The sequence below is a fragment of the Paenibacillus sp. J5 genome, from assembly GCF_054955055.1.
Genome location: NZ_JBUEDD010000007.1, coordinates 293466 through 310806 on the forward strand (window position 1 = coordinate 293466; position 17341 = coordinate 310806).

The window sequence follows — 17341 nt, forward strand, 5'->3', positions numbered from 1 at the left end:
CAGTGGCGGGATGCGCAAGGACGCAGTCGATTGGCCGCGCCATCCAACTACGCGCTGTTGTAACTAGCATACAGCATGGGAGGCATCCTGCAAACAGCCCGCTCCAACATTGGAGCGGGCTGTTTGCATATAGGGCTCGCAGGCTATAGCAGCGAGATGACCAGCAGCTCATACAGGACGAGCGGCAAAATAACATTGTTGTAGTAGTAGTTCTGCGGAAAGAACGGATTGAATGCCCGACTGTCATAGGTGGGCTGGGCGGTCATCAGGTAGAGGCAGCCATTCTTCACCTCGGACACATAACCGTCGTAGGTGGCGCCGTCGATCGTCTGCACTCGGATCGGGCGATTGGAGCATTGCTGCAGTGCATCATAGATGCCCTGGCGATGCGCCCGGATTTGCTCTGCCATGTCGTGATGGCATTGATACACAATCGTACTTCCTTGATTCCGTTGGGTCATGGGAATACCTCCGCAATGAAATTGGGCCCAAGCTGGCCCGGCATCCTTCGGATGACTACACTTGTAATCCCAGCATATGCATATGCCTACTCCAGGGTGCGTAGGGAGGCGATCATATCTCATCCCGAAGCAGTCCAGTTCTATGCCAGACACATCCAGCCAGGCTACCTCAAGCGATGAAAGAAGGGGTCAGGATGTTAGAGTTCATCATGGACAAAGAAAAATATATTATATATAATTAACGAGAACAAATAATATATTATATATAATTTTGTTGACAATGCTTTACACATTCATGGAGGTGGCATCATGGGAAGATTAGCAGGCAAAGTAGCGATTATTACTGGCGCAGGCAGTGGTATGGGAGCTGAGCAAGCTCGTCTGTTTGCAAAAGAAGGGGCTAAAGTCGTTGGCGGTGATATGAACATAGAAGGTCTTCAAGCTGTCATTGATGAAATTAAAACAGACGGTGGAGATGCCATTGCTGTTAAATTAAACATTTCATCCTCTGAAGATTGGATACATGCTGTCCAGGCTGCTGTTGAAGCCTATGGCAAAGTTAATGTCCTAGTGAATACTGCTGGAGTGGCTGGTCCATTCATCGCGAAGGCGGCTGATCATGATCCAGATGAGTGGGATAAGCTCTTGGCCATTAACTTAAAAGGTGCCTTCCTAGGAAGCAAATATACGATTCCTGAAATGATTAAAGATGGTGGCGGTTCCATCGTAACGATATCCTCTATCGGTGGTCTAATCGGCGGACAAGGCGGCACAGGCTATGGGGCTGCAAAAGCCGGCCTAATCGGTATGTCTAGAAATATTGCTGTAGACTATGGCAAAGATAATGTACGTTCAAACGTTGTTTGCCCCGGTCAAATTAGAACTCCAATGTCTGCCGTACTTGAAAATGAAGATATGAAAGCAGCGAAACAGTACTATTTAAATAAAACACCACTAGGTCACTTTGGCGACCCTATTGATATTGCCTATGCTACACTATTCCTGGCATCAGACGAATCCAAATTCATTACGGGCACAGAATTAGTAGTTGATGGCGGCGTAATGGCTAACTAAGCAGACAAGCAAAAGAAAGACAGCTTCGGTGTGTTCATCCTCCTACATAGGGAATGGCACATGTAGCTGTCTCTTTCTTTTTGCTTTGTTCTATATATTTAGAGATTGTCTGGTCAAAATTTCAAAAGCTGCTTTTGCTTTCTCAAAATCCGATTGGACGATTGCATGAACCATCTCTTCTAAGTAGATGTAACGTTCCTTTGTTCGTTCAACATCTCCCCAGTTCATTTGAGAATAGGCATTTGTAATAAAAGTAAGGTCGGAGTAAAATTTCATAAATGCTATATTGCCAGCAACCTGAAATACATATCCGCATAGTCGATGAACATTAACTACATATTCTAAAATATTTCCTTGCAGAAGCTCATCCCTTGCTTCAACTAAATACTGTTTAAGAAGAGCATGCTTCTCATCATCCCATTTGGATTTGGAATACTCTATTCCTAGATCAAATAGTTCAACTAATGCATCTGTATAGTCATTCATCTCTTGTCTGGATATAGCTTTCACGCGAACGCCTTTTCTTGGCAATCGTTCTACAACCCCAGTATTTTGAAGAATATAGAACGACTCTCTGACAGGAATGTTACTCACATTCAATTCTTTCGCTATATTGGATTCAATGAGACGAGTACCTTGTACTAGTTCACCTTTAAATATTTTTCTCAATATGTGATTTGCTATTTGTTCCGGGATTGAATTGGTTTGATCTGCCATTATTGAAGAGAAATTAAAATGTTTCATTATCTACTCCATTTATCCCTTCTAGGAAATAATGTATAGCGATTAATTTTACACCACATCGCTCTCAAATTCAACCCGTCATAAGGGAGATCAAGCATCATGCTTTGCCATAGCTCACTCTCTCCCGCATTCTGATGATGATGTTATTGGTTCAACTCGCCAAGTATTCAGACGTAAAGGTCGGCAACGCCCAGGAGCCTGCCGCGGATCGCAGCAGGCTCCTGAAGAACGTTATCGGTTCGGGGAGATCATCATGGTGCAGGCAATAGCTGGTGTTACAGCTACAGCGACTCACCATTCAAGTAGTTGAAGAATGGAGCATCGACCCAGAAGGTGTAGGACTCCACCTTGACCGACGGATCGACCTTGGCGAAGCCGTCCTTCACGGCCTGTGCCTTACCCTCGAGTGAGAAGGATTGGGCATAGTAATGACCGTCCGCAATCTTGTTATTGGCAATGACCTTGTAATCGTCGAGCTTGGTCTGGGAATAGTAGAGCGGCTGCCACCACGAGCCGGCTATGAGGCCGGGCTGGTCTTTTTGATTCTTTTTGGCATAGGTCAATATAATGTCCTGGAAGGCTGCCTTATCGGCTGTGCTCTGGAACTCGAACTGCAGATCGTATTCCTTGGCATAGGTAATGTAATTGCCGTTATCGATCTGCACGACCTTGGCTGTCTCGCTCTCGTATGGCTCGCCCCATTCCTTGAGGTGGATGAAGGCAGACGTTTTCGGCTCGAGCTGAACCTTGGCATCCAGACCCTCGGAGCGCAGCAGCCCGATCAACTGGATCGCATGCTTGAGATCGGAGTGACCATAGGTAATAGACAGCGACTCGATAAAGTTGGCGTCATAGCGCGAATCCTTCAGGTTGTAGCCGGTCACGATGTTCTGCTTGAGTGCGGTGTCCACGACATTCTGCAGAGTAGGAATCTGAATGATGTTCGAGGTGCGGTAAGCATCCTGCAGCTTCGTATAAATATCGTGATCACCAATGGTGCCGATGTAATGCTTGTACTGGCCATTGAAGGAGACGATCTTGCCCAGCAGCACCTGCGCCAGCTCAGTCGATGCCGCTTGGCTCAGCGTCAGCTTGCTCCAATAGGACTCCGGCAGCAAGCCTGTATCGAGGGCGGCAGCCAGCTCCTGCTTCGTCTTCAGCGAGAAGGAGGCCGTATTCGCAGGCAGCTTGGCCAGCGCCTTGTCTGCCTTCGCCTCCGGGTAAGAATAGGCCAGCTCCTTCAGATCGGAGGCTCTGACCGCGATCAGAATGGCAGCCAGATTCGTCAGCGGCTGCTTCGCTTCGATCGCAGGCCCGTTCAGGATGCCCAGCTTGTATAGCTTCGATGCCGCGGTGTGCAGGCTGTCCGTGGCAGCCAGATCGCTGAAGGCAACAGCATTATCTGTCACTTCCTTCGCAGGCAGCACCGCGGCTACATCGCGAATGAAGTCGCCTCGGGTCAGTTGCTCGCCAATCTGGATACCGTACTTGTCTTGCAGGAAGGCAGAATATTCTGCCGCACTCGTCAGCTCATTGTATGCGGTGGTAGACAATGCGGCTACGGGCTGCGCTGCGAGCGGCTGGAGCAGCAAGGCTGCCCCCAGGGCAAGACTAAGCAGCAATTTGTGGGCGGGTGGTTGAAGTGGTTTCATGTTATTCTCCTTAATTCCTATGTATTTACTTGTGATTGGTGTTATGTATCGTACCATCCCTCTGGTCAACTGTCAATCTGATTATTGAAAAAAATCGATTCGCCTGCCTCATGATGGAGTGCTTCCGTCTCAGTCTGTCCTATGTCCACCCGACCGCCGCTGTCGCTTTCGTCCATCCGACCGTCGTTATCGCTTTCGTCCATCCGACCTCGTTCATTCGCCTTCGTGCATTCCGCTCATTCGACATGGCTGCTGCTCTATGATACAGGAGCACCCGCTCCCTATCCGCGGACGAAGCCGGGCGGGGGAGCGGGTGCAGACTGCTCTGTCTATCGGATATGAACGATCGTGCAGGAGCTGCCGGAGGCCTCCAGCAGCAGCCCGTGCTCATCTTGAGTTAATTGTCCATACGGGCACCAGAGGGCCTCCCACTGTCCAAGCTGCGGGAGCCGCAGGCTGATGGTATCTCGGCTGCCATTGTAGAGCACATACAGATGCTGCGAAGGGTCGCCCCCTGCATGATTGCGCAGCGTGTAGGCGATTGCCAGGGGCGGCGCATCCTCGAAGAACAGGCTTGCGCGGATCGCTTGTGCGGAACGCAGCCGGAAGGCGGGATGCTCCTTGCGCAGTGCGATCAGCCGCCGAATCTCCTCCACCTCCGCTTGGTAGCGGGCGCAGCGTTCCCAGTCCAGCCCATTGATCTCGTCTGGCGACTGGTAGCTATTCTCCACCCCTTGCTTGGTGCGTATAAATTCCTGTCCGGCATGGAGGAAGGGGATGCCCTGTGCAGTCAGCACGATAGCAGCGGCGAGCTGCTGCATGCGGACGCGAGCCGCTTCCTCCTGATCCGGGTTGGAGAGCGCCAGCTTATCCCAGAGCGTATGGTTATCATGACATTCGGCAAAGTTGAGGCATTGCGCCGGGCTGTCCGCATAGCCGCGAATAGGCTCGTCGTAGGTGATCGCCGCAGCTATGCCACTCTTCACGCGCTGTTCCATGCCATCCTGTCCGCTGATGAAGCCGCGGGCGGCAGGACTGAAGATGCTGCCCTTGAGCGCATCGCGCAGCCCGTCATTGAACTGGGCGATGCGCGGCAGTACGGCGGCGTAGCGCTGGTTGGCTCCAAGCTCGGGGTGGAGCGTGCTCCCCATAATCCAGCCTTCGCCTGTGATCAGCATGTGCGGATCAATCTGCTCCAGCCGGGCGCGCACAGCATTCATCGTCTCCAGGTCATGCAGCCCCATCAGATCGAAGCGGAAGCCGTCGATATGATATTCCTGTGCCCAGTAGGCGACCGACTCGACGATGAACTTGCGCATCATCGCCCGCTCCGATGCCGTCTCATTGCCGCAGCCTGAGCCGTCAGCCAGCTCCTGTCCATGCGGATCGGCATACCGGAAGTAATAGCCTGGCACAAGCTGGGTGAAGTTGCAGCGATACGCATCGTACATATGATTATAGACAACATCCATAATGACGCGCAGCCCCTTGGCATGGAGTGCCTGCACGAGCGACTTCAGCTCGCGGATGCGTGTTGCTGGATCATAAGGATCGGTAGCATAGCTTCCCTCTGGGACATTATAGTTCTTCGGATCGTAGCCCCAGTTATAGCTGGCGCGCGGATCGCTCTCGTCGACACTGTCCTCGCTATAGTCAAACACCGGCAATAGCTGCACATGGGTCACGCCGAGCGAGGCGATATGATCGAGTCCGGTCGGGATGCCGTCCGGCCCGCGCGTACCCGTCTGCGCGGCAGCGGCATAGCTCCCCGGGTGGTCAGCCCCGCTAAGCGGGTGGCTCGTCAGATCGCGCACATGCAGCTCATAGATTACAGCATCCTGCATATGGGCGAATGGGGGGCGTCGATCCTGCTCCCATCCGGTCGGATTCGTCCTGCCCAGATCGATCACGACGCCACGGCGTCCATTGATGGAGACAGCGCGCGCATACGGATCGGTGCCTTCATTCCACTGCTCGCCAACCTTGACGCGATAATTATACTGGCGGTCATCCAGGTCGCCGCTGACAGCGGTGCGCCATACGCCGCGCTCCTCCCGCATCATCGCTATCGTATGTCCCGCCATGTCATCGTCCCCGTGATACAGCACGACGAAGGCTTCCTCCGCCGTAGGCGCCCATAGCACAAATCGCGTCTGCTGCGGACTGTAGCTGCACCCCAGATCGTCCCCGCTATAAGCATAATGCGCATCGAATGCCGGTGAAAATACGGTGATGCCTGTAGAGGTTCTTCCATAATCGAGCGGGCGCTCCGGTTTCTTTTGTACAGCCATGGCATGCCCTCCGGTCTGATGTAGTGTGTAGTGTGCTGTATTAATTTAAGCAGGAAAGGGGCGTGATGTCCAACAATTGGACGGAAAAATAACCGTGTGGCGATCTGATTGCGAGCAGGAGGACAGCAGCAGACCGGGCAGGCTCTGTTATGATGCAAGCGGGAAGCAGATTGACAACTCAAGTGTATGAAGCATATAATACGCTTGTAGTGTATGAACTACTTAATACATACACTAAGAGGATGTGAGGAAGAGGTATGAAAACAGAGGGTGGCTGGGAGAATGTTGTGTTCAACAGCCGTGATCCGGTGTATTTGCAGGTTGTGCGGCATTTCAAGGAACAGATCGTTACCGGCCGTCTACGCGCCGGGCAAGTCATTCCATCGCGCCGGGAGCTGGGCGCTCTGCTCAAGATTAATCCCAATACGGCGCAGCGAGCGTACAAGGAGATGGAGGAGTGCCAATTGATAGTCACCGAAGGGAATTCGCCTAGCCGGATTACCTCAGAGGAAAACGTATTGCGGGCGATACGCACCGAGCTGCTGAGCGAAGCGGTGGAGGCGTTTGTAAGCTCGGTAGCGAAGATTGACGTTCCGCTTGATGAGCTCGTTGAGCTGGTGAAGAGCAAATATGAGCAGGCGCAGGCTAATCCGCGCACAGCGCCAATGAACACGGGAGAGGGAGGGAGTCCGCATGATTGAGATCCATCAGCTATGCAAGCACTATCGCAAGCGACCGGTGCTGCAGGAGGTAACATTTACCGTAGAGAAAGGGCAGATTACTTGCCTGATCGGCATGAATGGGGCAGGCAAATCAACGATCATGAAGGCAATTGCTGGATTGCTTCCGGTGACGAGCGGACATATCCGAATCGATGGGCAGCCGCTTCACCAATCGACCTATGAGAAGCTTGCCTTCATCCCGGATCATCTGACGATGCCCTCTGGCATGAAGCTGTCGGAGGGGCTGCAATTCATGGCGGATTTCTATGCGAGCTGGGATAGGGAGCGGGCAGGAGAACTGATGCGATTCTTTCGTCTGGAGGAGGGAGAGCGGGTCGGCAACTTGTCTAAAGGGACAGCCAGCAAGTACAATCTGGTGCTCGGGCTGGGGCAACAGACCGATTATGTGCTTATGGATGAGCCCTTCTCCGGCATCGACCTGTTCAGCCGCGAGCAGATTGCCGAGGTGTTCTCCAGCGAGCTGATCGAGGAGCGGGGCGTGCTGCTGACCACTCATGAGGTGAGCGAGATGGAGTATCTGATTGATAAGGCAGTCATTTTATTGGGAGGCAAGGTACATATGGAGTTGGACTGCGAGCAGATGCGCAGCGAGCAAGGAAAGTCTCTTGTCGATCTGATGAGGGAGGTGTATGCCTCATGAGTTATTATTGGAAGCTGGTTCATATGGAGATTCACCGCTTTCGTTATGTTCTTGTCAGTATGATGGGGCTGGTGGCGCTCGTCCAGCTTGGCGCGATAGCCTTATATACGCTGGATGAGGTTGCAATCCGGCAGGAGTATATCCGTCAGCATGGGATGTGGATTCGTCAGGAGTTGTCCTTCCCGCAAGCGATGGTTGACATTCAGCTCTGGCACACGTTGCCGGTGCTGCTGTGTGCCGCTATTCTTGCGCTCTATATGTTTATAATCTGGTACCGCGATTGGTTTGGCGGTCACACCTTCATATATCGGCTGCTCATGCTGCCCACTGCAAGAAGCCAGATCTATTGGGCGAAGCTGACCGCTATCCTCGTCTTTGCGCTGTCCTTGCTTGGCTTCCAGGTGCTGCTGATGTGGGTGGAGTATGGGCTGTTTATGGGGATGGTGCCGTCAGAGCTCGTCGCGCCTTCCTATATTGCGGAGGGGATTGAAGTCAACACGGTGCTCAATCTATTGCTGCCCCGGACATTCGAGCATTTCGTCTATCGCTGCGGACTAGGCGTTCTGATGCTGTTGATTGTGTTTAACGCGATATTGCTGGAACGAAGCTACCGGAGGCTGATCGGTATCGGCTATGCTGTAGGCTATGCCATCGTCTGCCTGCTGGTAACGTTGCTCCCGTTGTTATTCAAGCGACTGATTCGCTCGGACTATCTGTATCCGGAGGAATTCGTCATGCTGGAGTGGCTGGCCTGCCTGCTCGTTGCTGCCGGATCGGCATGGTTAGGTAGTCGACTGCTGAAGAAGAAAATAACTGTGTAAAGCGACAGATAGATAGGCAGGAATTGGAGAGGAGAGAGGAAGATGAAGCGTTACTTGTGGACATGGTTCCTTGGCGTCTTTACTGTGGTATCGCTCGGGAGCTATTACCTGTTGGAAGCTTCGGGAGGCCTGCCTGATTTTAAGCTGGAGAAGCTGGAGGGCGCTGTGTCAGAGGAGGAGCGGATGGTGTTTTATGGAAGTTACAGGGGTCTATCAAACCTTAACGGCCTGGGCAACTATAAAAGATTGTCGATTTCCTCACAGGGAACCAATTATTTCTTCCGCAGCTCATTTATTGAAAGAGATACCGTCCAAAATTATGATCAGCTTGACCTTCACGATGATTTGACAGCGCTGAAGCATCCATATCGTTCATTTATGAGAGAGAAGAGCAATGCCGAGGGCTTCTACAAGGATGAGCAGTGGCTCATCTATGCAGGTATAGCACTGCGCCAAGCTTCAAGTAAGGAGCAAGACTATGTATTGCAACTGGACATGCTTGACCTGGCGACCGGCGAGAGGAAGCAGTTGGAGCAGCGGTTGGCTGGCGGGCTGGAATACTCCTGGATGAATGTGCGCGATGTGCAGCTTCTGGATGATGAACTACATGTTATGGTGGATAGCCGGGGAAGTCAGGGCAACAGCTTCTATGAGTATATTTTTCATCTCACGGATGGAGCATTGCTCGACCAGCGCAAGCTGGAGTACGCGGAGGAGCTGCAAACCATAGTCAGGGGCAAGACACCATCCAAGCCCTCGGAATGGCTCCTGTTCACAACGACGAAGCAGGAGAGCGGCATCATGAGAAAGCAAGCCATTCTCTATTCCTATCGCACAGGCCAATTCATTGCCTTGCCGAAGACGGATCTGAGGAGCTACGATACGTTTTACCAGGACCACACCGATTATAGCTTGAATGAGCAATGGGTATCCTTCGCCTCCATAGACCATGAGGGGATCACCGTCCTCAGGTATGATTTGGCGAGCGGCAAGCCCTTGCCCGGTGAGCTTCGTCTGACCGCCGAAATGCTTGGGGGCAAATACATCGGCGCGATGGTCATAGAACAGCAGCGGGTCTATGCGATGATCTATGATGATATTCTGATGCCTGAACATAAGATGATCCTCGTAGCTGTCGATGCTGTCACCGGAGAGGTTCTCTACCGTGGAAAGCTTGTCCCTTCTGGCAGAGGGCAAGCGGATATGAATCGCCTGAATGTCAATCTGCGCCCTTATTGATCATACGATCTTTTGTGTAAAGCGACAGATAAATAGGCAGGGAATGGAGAGGAGAGAGGGAGATGAAGCGTTACCTGTGGACAGGGTTCCTTGGTGTCTTTGCTATGGTCTCAATCGTGGGCTATTACCTGTTCGGAGCGTCGGGGGGCCTGCCTGATTTTAAGCTGGTGAAGCTGGAGGGAGCCGTGTCAGAGGAGGAGCAGCGGATGAAGCTCCATGGGCAATATTTGGTTAGCTCTCGCACAGAATTTAAGTCGTTGTTCATTACCTCACAAGGTGCTGAATACTTCCTCCGCAGATTTTTTTCCAGTACAGGTACAGGTGGTGTGTCTGCCAGTTCACTTGACAGCTATGATGATCTGGCAGAGCTGAAGCGCCAATATCGTTCATTTATGAGGGCGAAACGCAATATCAACGGCTTCTACAAGGATGAACGATGGCTTATCTATGGAGATATAGATACGCCCGAAGCCTCAGACAAGGGGCAAGACCCTATGCTGCAACTGGAAGCGCTTGACCTGGCGACCGGCAAGACGAAACGATTGGAGCAGCGGCTGGTTGATCAGACAGAAGACGCCTCAATGGATGTTGAGGATGTGCAACTGCTGGAGGATGAACTGCATGTATTAACGAGAGAGGGAGGCCTCCTGAATGAGTACATTTTCGATTTCCCCGAGGGAGTATTAATCGGCCAGCGCAGGCTGGAGCATCCTGAGGGACTGCATACCATTGTAAGGGGCGAGACGCGCTCCAAGCCCTCGGAATGGCTCCTGTTCACTACGTCGGAGCGGGTAGCGGGGACAGCAGCCGTTCTCGAGTCACAGGAGCTGGATCGAATGAGAGAACAGATCGCCTTAGGGAATCACTCGGTCATGAGAAATCCAAGCACCACGAGAATGCAAGCCATTCTCTATTCCTATCGCACAGGTCAATTCGTTTCCCTGCCGAAGGTTTACCTGTACAATAAAGTACAGCAGGATAATGCCCAATATAGCTTAGATGAGGAAGGGGTAACCTTCGCTTCCGTTGACGATGGAGAAATAACGATCATCAGGTATGATCTTGCGAGCGGCAAGCCATTGACCGATGAGCTGCGTCTGCCTGCGGAGCGGCTTGGAGGCGAAGTTATCGGGCAGATCGCCATAGAACAGCAGCGAATCTACGCGTTGATCTACGATGCTGAACGGAAGCCAGAGCATAAGATCATCCTGGCGATGATCGATGCAGTCACCGGAGACGTTCTCTATCGCGGACAGGTTCTCCCGTCTGGCAGCGAGCAAGCGGACATGGAGCGCCTGGATGTCAAGCTCCGTCCTTACTATTAAACACAATCTCTCGTCAGATGCCAGCAAGATTCAAGACCGAATGGATAGGGTAAAAAATGGCATCCTAATGATGCGGGGAAGGGCTGTGGCAACACTGGAGTTCTTCCATGCTGCGCAACAGAAAGGGGCACTGACCGATGAGAAGGAAGTATAGCATGACCATGCTGACCATGTTGCTGCTTGTGTTGCTGCTTATGCTCACAGGCTGCCAGAATACGAAGCAGTCGGAGCTCGTAGAGGAAGCGGGCAGAGGCGGGGTGCCGCCAGCTTCATCGGAATCGGGGCAGCAGGGCGGCTCGGCGGCTGCGCCGGAGCAGGGGACAGCAACGGATGGTGGTGGGGCAGGCTATATGCCGACAGGCCGTGTAACGGCTTTGCGCCTCGCGGACGCGGATACAGGCTGGATCGGCGGGGAAGGCTGGATTGCGTGGACCGATGACAAAGGCAAGCAATGGCAGCGGCAATATGAAGGAAGCGGCACGGTTGCCCAGCTATTTGCCTTGAATGCCGAGCAAGCGTGGGCGACGCTCCGCACGAACGGCCAGGTAACGGGCGGCTCGCTGAAGCTGCTTCATACCTCGGATGGGGGAAAGAGCTGGCGGAATGCGGGAGAGGTTCCGAATGACGGGTTCTTGCATTTCGTCACTCCGGAGGAGGGGCTAAGCGGACGTGCTCATACGACAGACGGAGGCGCGACCTGGTCGGAGCTGTCGGTGCCGGAGGGCATCGCTGGAGACCCGTATTTCAATACGGCCAGCTATGGTTGGGCGGTGACGGTTCGCGGCGGGAACATGCAGATTATGCACACGGCGGACGGCGGTCGTACCTGGACAAGCTCATTGTCGCGCCAACTGGAGACTGACATTACGGCAACGATCATCCGCTCGGGAGGCACAGGCGATGCATGGGTGGAGCTGGTCGGCGATACCGGCATGACGCAGACATCGTATTCGCTGCTTCATACCGCAGATGGTGGGCAGACCTGGCGGACGGTAATCAACCAATCGACCGCTGGCGGCGGCCCGGCGCCGGGCGTGTCCGCTGAAGAGAAGGCTGCGGGACGTAATGAGGGCAATGCACCGGGGGCGCTCTACGTGGTGGATAGCCAAACTGCTTATATGGGCGGCGTGTGCATGGCATGTGATGAGCCGAATTCGGTCGGCTGGACGCAGGATGGCGGGCGGAGCTGGAGCAGTGGCAGCCAGCGGCTAGCTGGATACGGAGAGCAGTTGCTGGGCTTCGCTGATGCATCCCGAGGGTGGCTGATCACCAATGATGCACAGGCGCCATCGGTGCTGTATGTGACGGAGGATGGAGGCAGAACATGGACGCAAGCGACGAAGTTTGCTTCCGCCTCCGGCAGCTCATAGCCTCCAAGCAGGCATCACACGTAGCATCTGATCGGCACACCGACCACTCGGCTCCAGCGGAGGCACGTCGCAGGCGGTGTGCCGAGCGGAATAGATCTGCATGAACGCAGCGCCGTTCCCATCCTGCTTCGGCAGGGAGGGGGACGGCGCTGCTGTTGGTCGTGTCCTATGAAGGCTTCAGGCCGGCAAGCTCGCCATTGCCACGGATGGCGGCCGCCTGATGCTGTGGATTAGGGTGGAAGAAGCCTTCACCCGAGAAGGCTTTGCCGCCAACTGTAATGCCTTGCAGCGTCACTGCAATATCATCGCTGCGGCTGAAGTCGCTCAGCAGCTTCTGCTGGGTGATGCCATTGGCATCAATATACCATAGCCGCGACCCCATATCCGTCACGACGACCAGGCGGGCGGATGAGAAGTCCAGCTTCTCGCTTTTGCCATGCTGCTCGATTCGAAGCTCAATCAGCTCATATTGCTCCATCTTATATCCTCCCGGTTCAGTCATAATGCCGTTGATTGTGTATCGATTTCCTCAAAGGTCAGGCCAGCGTGTTCAACATGACATAGGGATGAACAGACCCGGCCCCCTGCTGCTTACACACGTATACTGATTGTAAAATGATGTCTGTATATTTGCAACTTATGTGCGGGTGGAAGCGTCTGGGAAATAACAAGAGATAAAGGGGGCTGTTCCAGTGAAGGGGAGAAGGTTAAGGGGTTCGATACATCAGGGCGCGGGGACGAAGGATCACGAAGGGAAAGCCGATTCAAGGCGAAGGCGTTACAATCACGGGGTCACTCATGCTAGCCGGAATCAACGGGTTCAGCATGGATGTGGATGGAGGCTGCTTGTTCTGCTCTGTCTACTCGCTATGGCTGCAGCGGGCTGCAGCTCTGGTGCCAGCGACACTGTGCCTCTATCCTCTCCCGCACGGGGAGAAATGTCCTCTAGTGCGTTACAGCGTGTGGAAACGAAAGCAGACGACTCCACACGCAATGAAGCTTCAGAGCCGATGCCAGCCGCAGACAAGGCCATACAAGGAGCAGTGGGAGGACAGCAGGGACCGGAGCCGCGAGCGGGGCAGCTGACCGCAGGGGAATGGACAGATGTGTTGAATTGGGGCGAGTGGCTAGACAAACTCAACGGCAAGGAAGGCGCGGATGCGTTGCAGGTATGGGGAATGTATCCGTTGCACCGGTTGGTCATTGAGGTGAAGTCAGGCGACAGCCCGGCCGCGGATGTCAAGGTGGCAGTGAAGCATCCCGATGGTGAGGTGATGTGGGAGAGCCGGACGGATCTGCAGGGTCGGGCATACGCTTATCCACTGCTATTCGAGCAGCCGGGCAGAAGCACGCCCAAGACGGCCTATCAGGTGGAGGCATTCGTGAACGGTCAGTCCGTTGCATCGGCTGCGGAGGTGGAGCTGTCCACAGGACAGCCGGTCGTGCTCGATATAGGCAGCACACCTGCGTTGTCCAACAAGGTTGATCTCATGCTGGTCGTCGATACAACCGGCTCGATGGCCGACGAGCTGCAGTATTTATCTGCCGAGCTGAAGGATGTCGTGACCCGTGCTGCCGAGCAGAGCGGCGACAGGCTCGCCTTCCGGCTGTCGGCCAATTTCTACCGGGATCATGAGGATGAGTACGTCGTGCGATCCTATCCCTTCACGGAGGAGGTCGATGAGGTCGTGCGCCAAATGTCGGCCCAGTCGGCGGCTGGCGGCGGCGACTACCCGGAGGCGGTGGATGAAGCGCTGCAGGATGCGCTCTACGGGCATGAATGGAGTGAGCAGGCCCGAGCACGTCTGCTGCTGCTGGTGCTGGACGCGCCACCGCATGATGATCGGAAATCGCTGTCCCGGATGAGGGAGCTGACAGCCGAAGCGGCTCGAATGGGAGTGAGGATCATCCCGGTTGCATCCAGCGGCGTGGACAAGAGCACAGAATATCTGCTGCGCACTCTGGCTGTAGCGACTGGCGGGAGCTATGTGTTTCTGACCAATGACAGCGGCATCGGCAACGACCATATCGAACCGGACATCGACCAGTATGAGGTCAGACCGCTTAACGATCTGCTCGTGGAGCTGATCCTGCGCAATACACAGCAACAGTAGCTTACCGTATCGGATCTTTCCAGACATCACGAATACGGACAGCATCACAGGTCATCTCGCCTTGCGTGGAGCATCCACGCAAGGTTTTTTGGCTGTCAGAGGACAAGCAAAACGTATCCGGTTGCCAGGTTCAAGCAACAGCCTATTCTACTTACAGGAGCTAGCAACAGCCTATTCGACTTACAGGAGATGTCAAGAGTGTATCTGGTTTCCATGTTCAAGCAACAGTCTATTTGACTGATAGGAGATGTCAAGAGTGTATCCGGTTTCCAGGTTCAAGCAACAGCGTATTTGACTGATAGGAGATGTCAAGAGTGTATCCGGTTTCCAGGTTCAAGCAACAGTCTATTTGACTGACAGTGGCTGGAAATAGTGTATTTTGTTGAAATGTTCAAGCAACAGCCTATTCGACTGACAGGGGCTGGCAAGAGTGTATTCGGCAGCCAGGGAGCGAGCAGCAGTGCTGAATAGGTGGATCAAGCGTCGTCATTGTACGGGTGTTAAGGAAAGGTTCAGGAGTATGTGTATACTTATAGGTATACCCACCATTAGATATACACCCCGTACATCCCATACATCGGAGTCGAAGCATGGGGCAAGCAGCGACATCCCTCCTGATTAGGCCGACTTGCAAACCACGAATTTCAATGACAGGTGAATTTCTCTGCGCAGGGCTGGACAAAGACATGGACCTTCCTCCAAACTATACAATAGAAACGATCAGCTTGGGGCTTTGAGACATCATGAGTTAGGAATCGGCTGTGGAGGGCGCACAGATGCTCGGGAAGCAGCCAATGGGCAATACATCGCAAAATGTATAGGGGAAGGGATTCATGTGAGCGGTCATATACAGGATGAATACGGCTGGAATACAGTCTGGGGAAGGCTTAAGGCCTCCCCGCTTGGCGACCGCGCCATCGTGCTGTCTGCAGCCTTCGAGGCAGAGGGACGCTCATGGGAGGCGCTGGCCAGGCTAGCGTATGCGATGCGTATGAGGAAGCCGTTATGGCTTGAGGATGTGGTGCCGGCCTATGACACGGTGACGCTGTACTATCATCCTTATAAGCTGCACCGTCAGGCTGCTGTGCTTCGCAGCGGTCATGAAGACGGTGACCGCGTGGATGGACGTGTAAGCGGTGCTGGATCAAGCGCGGAGGATCGGAGCAAGGAGCTGCTAGTGCAGGCCTCGATGTCATCGTATGCTGCGGGCGGGAAGTACGCTTCACCGGAAGGGGGCATGTCAGGGGGAATGGCGGAGCGTCCGTATGATCTGGTCGCGCAGTGGATCGGGCAACTTCTGGGCGACTGGACGGATCAGGAGGAGGGTGAAGCATCGCGCCTCGTCCTGATTCCGGTATGCTATGGCGGTGCGGAAGGGCCGGATCTTGAGGCGGCGGCGCAGCGGGCAGGACTGTCTGCAGCGGACTATGTGGAGCTGCACAGCAGCGCGGAATATACGGTAGCGATGATGGGATTCATGCCAGGCTTCCCGTATCTGGTCGGCTTGCCGCCGCAGCTTGCACAGCCGCGGCGGAGCGAGCCGCGCACGCGTGTGCCCGCAGGGTCGGTTGCCGTCGCTGCGGAGCAGACGGGCATCTATCCGGTGGATGCACCGGGCGGCTGGCAGTTGATTGGACGCACGCCCTTGAAGCTATTCGATGCATTGGCAGAGGACCCGGCCCTGTTGCGGACGGGTGATCGTGTTCGCTTTGTCCCGATCTCGCCGGAGCAATGGGCAGGTGCAGAAGGAGCGTGGGGCGGATGAGTCTGATGATCATCAAGCCCGGGCTGTATGCGACGGTGCAGGATACCGGCAGGCCGGGACTGCGGCATGCCGGTGTTGCCCATGGAGGGGCGATGGACAGCTACGCGCTCCAGGTGGCGAACCTGCTCGTCGGCAACGATCGCGCAGCGGCAGGACTGGAGCTGACGCTCGTCGGGCCGACGCTGCTGGCGGAGCAGGATCTGCTGCTGGCGCTGACGGGCGCCGATATGACGCCGAAGCTGGCGAGCGGCGAGAGCGTGCCGATGTGGCGGCCGGTATGGCTGGCCGCCGGAGAGACGCTGGTGCTGGGGCGCGCCGCCGCCGGCTGCCGCGCCTATGTGGCGGTGGCGGGCGGCATCCTCGCGCCGCCGCAGCTCGGCGGGCGCGGCACCGATGTGCGCGCCCGAGTGGGCGGCCTGGCTGGCCGCCCACTCGCCGCAGGCGATGCGCTCCCCTGCCTGGGTGCAGGGGAGCTGGCGCCGCCTGCGGCTGCGCTGGCCGCGATGCTCAGCCAGCGCGCCCGCAGCCAGGGCCGCCGCATGGGCATGGCGGCCCCGGCCTGGTATGCGCCGCCGCGAGCCTACGGCGGCGCCAGCGCGGACGGCATCGAGCTGCGCGCGATGCCGGGGGCGGAGCGCGGGCAATTCAGCGAAGCTGCCCGCGCCGCCTTTGAGCGGGAGCCGTTCACGGTGGCTCCCGCGTCCGATCGGATGGGGCTGCGGCTTAGCGGCCCCATCCTGGAGCGCCTGTCCCGTGCGGAGCTGCGCTCGCACGGGGTGGCGCCCGGCACGGTGCAGGTGCCGCCGGGCGGGAATCCCGTCGTACTGGCCGCGGATTGCCAGACGACCGGAGGCTACCCCAAGCTGGCGCAGATTGCCTCTGTGGATCTGCCGCTGCTCGGCCAGGCACGCCCTGGCGATCGTATCTGGTTCCGAACGATTGCGCTTGCACAGGCGCAGCGCCTTGACCTCGAGCGCGAGCGTGAGCTGGCACGGCTGGAGCAGGGCATACGCCTGGCAGCATCGCGGGGCGATAGCCAGATCCGGGACGTGCAGGAGGCGTACAGTCCTTAGGCTAGCCAGGTGTGAGGCGAAGCCAAGGA

General features: G+C 55.3%; 16 protein-coding genes. 10 read left to right on the forward strand and 6 right to left on the reverse strand.

Features of this window, described 5'->3' with window-relative positions:
* Window positions 1-143: 143 nt before the first annotated feature.
* Window positions 144-461: an acetyl-CoA acetyltransferase gene (locus tag ACY1JZ_RS15225; protein WP_270169525.1), complete on the reverse strand. Its 318-nt coding sequence runs from the start codon at window positions 459-461 to the stop codon at window positions 144-146.
* Window positions 462-770: 309 nt separating this feature from the next.
* Between ACY1JZ_RS15225 and ACY1JZ_RS15230 the strand changes: the two genes are divergently transcribed.
* On the forward strand, window positions 771-1535 hold the full coding sequence (locus ACY1JZ_RS15230; protein WP_462629915.1) for an SDR family NAD(P)-dependent oxidoreductase: 765 nt from the start codon (window positions 771-773) through the stop codon (window positions 1533-1535).
* 90 nt (window positions 1536-1625) lie between these two features.
* On the opposite strand, the gene ACY1JZ_RS15235 is transcribed toward ACY1JZ_RS15230, so the two are convergent.
* The 4 genes from ACY1JZ_RS15235 to pulA form a co-directional block, all read right to left on the reverse strand.
* A complete protein-coding gene (locus tag ACY1JZ_RS15235) occupies window positions 1626-2279 on the reverse strand; it encodes a GntR family transcriptional regulator (RefSeq protein ID WP_270169529.1) in 654 nt (217 codons plus the stop codon).
* A 281-nt stretch (window positions 2280-2560) separates the two neighbouring features.
* Window positions 2561-3931 (reverse strand): hypothetical protein, encoded by a 1371-nt coding sequence (locus ACY1JZ_RS15240; RefSeq protein ID WP_462629916.1) that lies wholly within the window; start codon window positions 3929-3931, stop codon window positions 2561-2563.
* A gap of 65 nt (window positions 3932-3996) precedes the next feature.
* Entirely contained in the window at window positions 3997-4134 is a 138-nt protein-coding gene (locus tag ACY1JZ_RS15245) for a hypothetical protein (protein ID WP_462629917.1), read from the reverse strand.
* A gap of 126 nt (window positions 4135-4260) precedes the next feature.
* The gene (pulA, locus tag ACY1JZ_RS15250; protein ID WP_462629918.1) at window positions 4261-6222 is read right to left on the reverse strand and encodes a type I pullulanase; all 1962 of its coding nucleotides are present in this window, start codon (window positions 6220-6222) and stop codon (window positions 4261-4263) included.
* Window positions 6223-6479: 257 nt separating this feature from the next.
* On the opposite strand from pulA, the gene ACY1JZ_RS15255 reads away from it, so the two are divergent.
* The 6 genes from ACY1JZ_RS15255 to ACY1JZ_RS15280 all read left to right on the forward strand — a co-directional run bounded on the left by ACY1JZ_RS15255 (window position 6480) and on the right by ACY1JZ_RS15280 (window position 12360).
* Window positions 6480-6923 (forward strand): GntR family transcriptional regulator, encoded by a 444-nt coding sequence (locus ACY1JZ_RS15255; protein ID WP_462629919.1) that lies wholly within the window; start codon window positions 6480-6482, stop codon window positions 6921-6923.
* The gene (locus ACY1JZ_RS15260; RefSeq protein ID WP_462629920.1) at window positions 6916-7605 is read left to right on the forward strand and encodes an ATP-binding cassette domain-containing protein; all 690 of its coding nucleotides are present in this window, start codon (window positions 6916-6918) and stop codon (window positions 7603-7605) included. Before ACY1JZ_RS15255 ends, ACY1JZ_RS15260 begins: the two co-directional genes overlap by 8 nt.
* On the forward strand, window positions 7602-8426 hold the full coding sequence (locus tag ACY1JZ_RS15265; protein ID WP_462629921.1) for a hypothetical protein: 825 nt from the start codon (window positions 7602-7604) through the stop codon (window positions 8424-8426). The genes ACY1JZ_RS15260 and ACY1JZ_RS15265 overlap by 4 nt, the downstream gene beginning before the upstream one ends.
* A gap of 42 nt (window positions 8427-8468) precedes the next feature.
* Window positions 8469-9665: a hypothetical protein gene (locus tag ACY1JZ_RS15270; RefSeq protein WP_462629922.1), complete on the forward strand. Its 1197-nt coding sequence runs from the start codon at window positions 8469-8471 to the stop codon at window positions 9663-9665.
* 62 nt (window positions 9666-9727) lie between these two features.
* Window positions 9728-10990: a hypothetical protein gene (locus ACY1JZ_RS15275; protein WP_462629923.1), complete on the forward strand. Its 1263-nt coding sequence runs from the start codon at window positions 9728-9730 to the stop codon at window positions 10988-10990.
* Window positions 10991-11127: 137 nt separating this feature from the next.
* On the forward strand, window positions 11128-12360 hold the full coding sequence (locus tag ACY1JZ_RS15280; protein ID WP_270169546.1) for a hypothetical protein: 1233 nt from the start codon (window positions 11128-11130) through the stop codon (window positions 12358-12360).
* 166 nt (window positions 12361-12526) lie between these two features.
* Here ACY1JZ_RS15280 and ACY1JZ_RS15285 read toward each other — a convergent pair whose 3' ends face one another.
* Window positions 12527-12838 carry a hypothetical protein gene (locus tag ACY1JZ_RS15285; protein WP_462629925.1) on the reverse strand — a complete coding sequence of 104 codons (312 nt, stop codon included), beginning with the start codon at window positions 12836-12838 and terminating at the stop codon, window positions 12527-12529.
* Between the two features lie 484 nt (window positions 12839-13322).
* Between ACY1JZ_RS15285 and ACY1JZ_RS15290 the strand changes: the two genes are divergently transcribed.
* From ACY1JZ_RS15290 to ACY1JZ_RS15300, 3 genes are all read left to right on the forward strand, one after another.
* Window positions 13323-14474 (forward strand): vWA domain-containing protein, encoded by a 1152-nt coding sequence (locus ACY1JZ_RS15290; RefSeq protein ID WP_462629927.1) that lies wholly within the window; start codon window positions 13323-13325, stop codon window positions 14472-14474.
* Window positions 14475-15309: 835 nt separating this feature from the next.
* The gene (pxpB, locus tag ACY1JZ_RS15295) at window positions 15310-16239 is read left to right on the forward strand and encodes a 5-oxoprolinase subunit PxpB (RefSeq protein ID WP_462629929.1); all 930 of its coding nucleotides are present in this window, start codon (window positions 15310-15312) and stop codon (window positions 16237-16239) included.
* The gene (locus tag ACY1JZ_RS15300) at window positions 16236-17312 is read left to right on the forward strand and encodes a 5-oxoprolinase subunit C family protein (protein ID WP_462629930.1); all 1077 of its coding nucleotides are present in this window, start codon (window positions 16236-16238) and stop codon (window positions 17310-17312) included. The genes pxpB and ACY1JZ_RS15300 overlap by 4 nt, the downstream gene beginning before the upstream one ends.
* Window positions 17313-17341 lie beyond the last annotated feature (29 nt).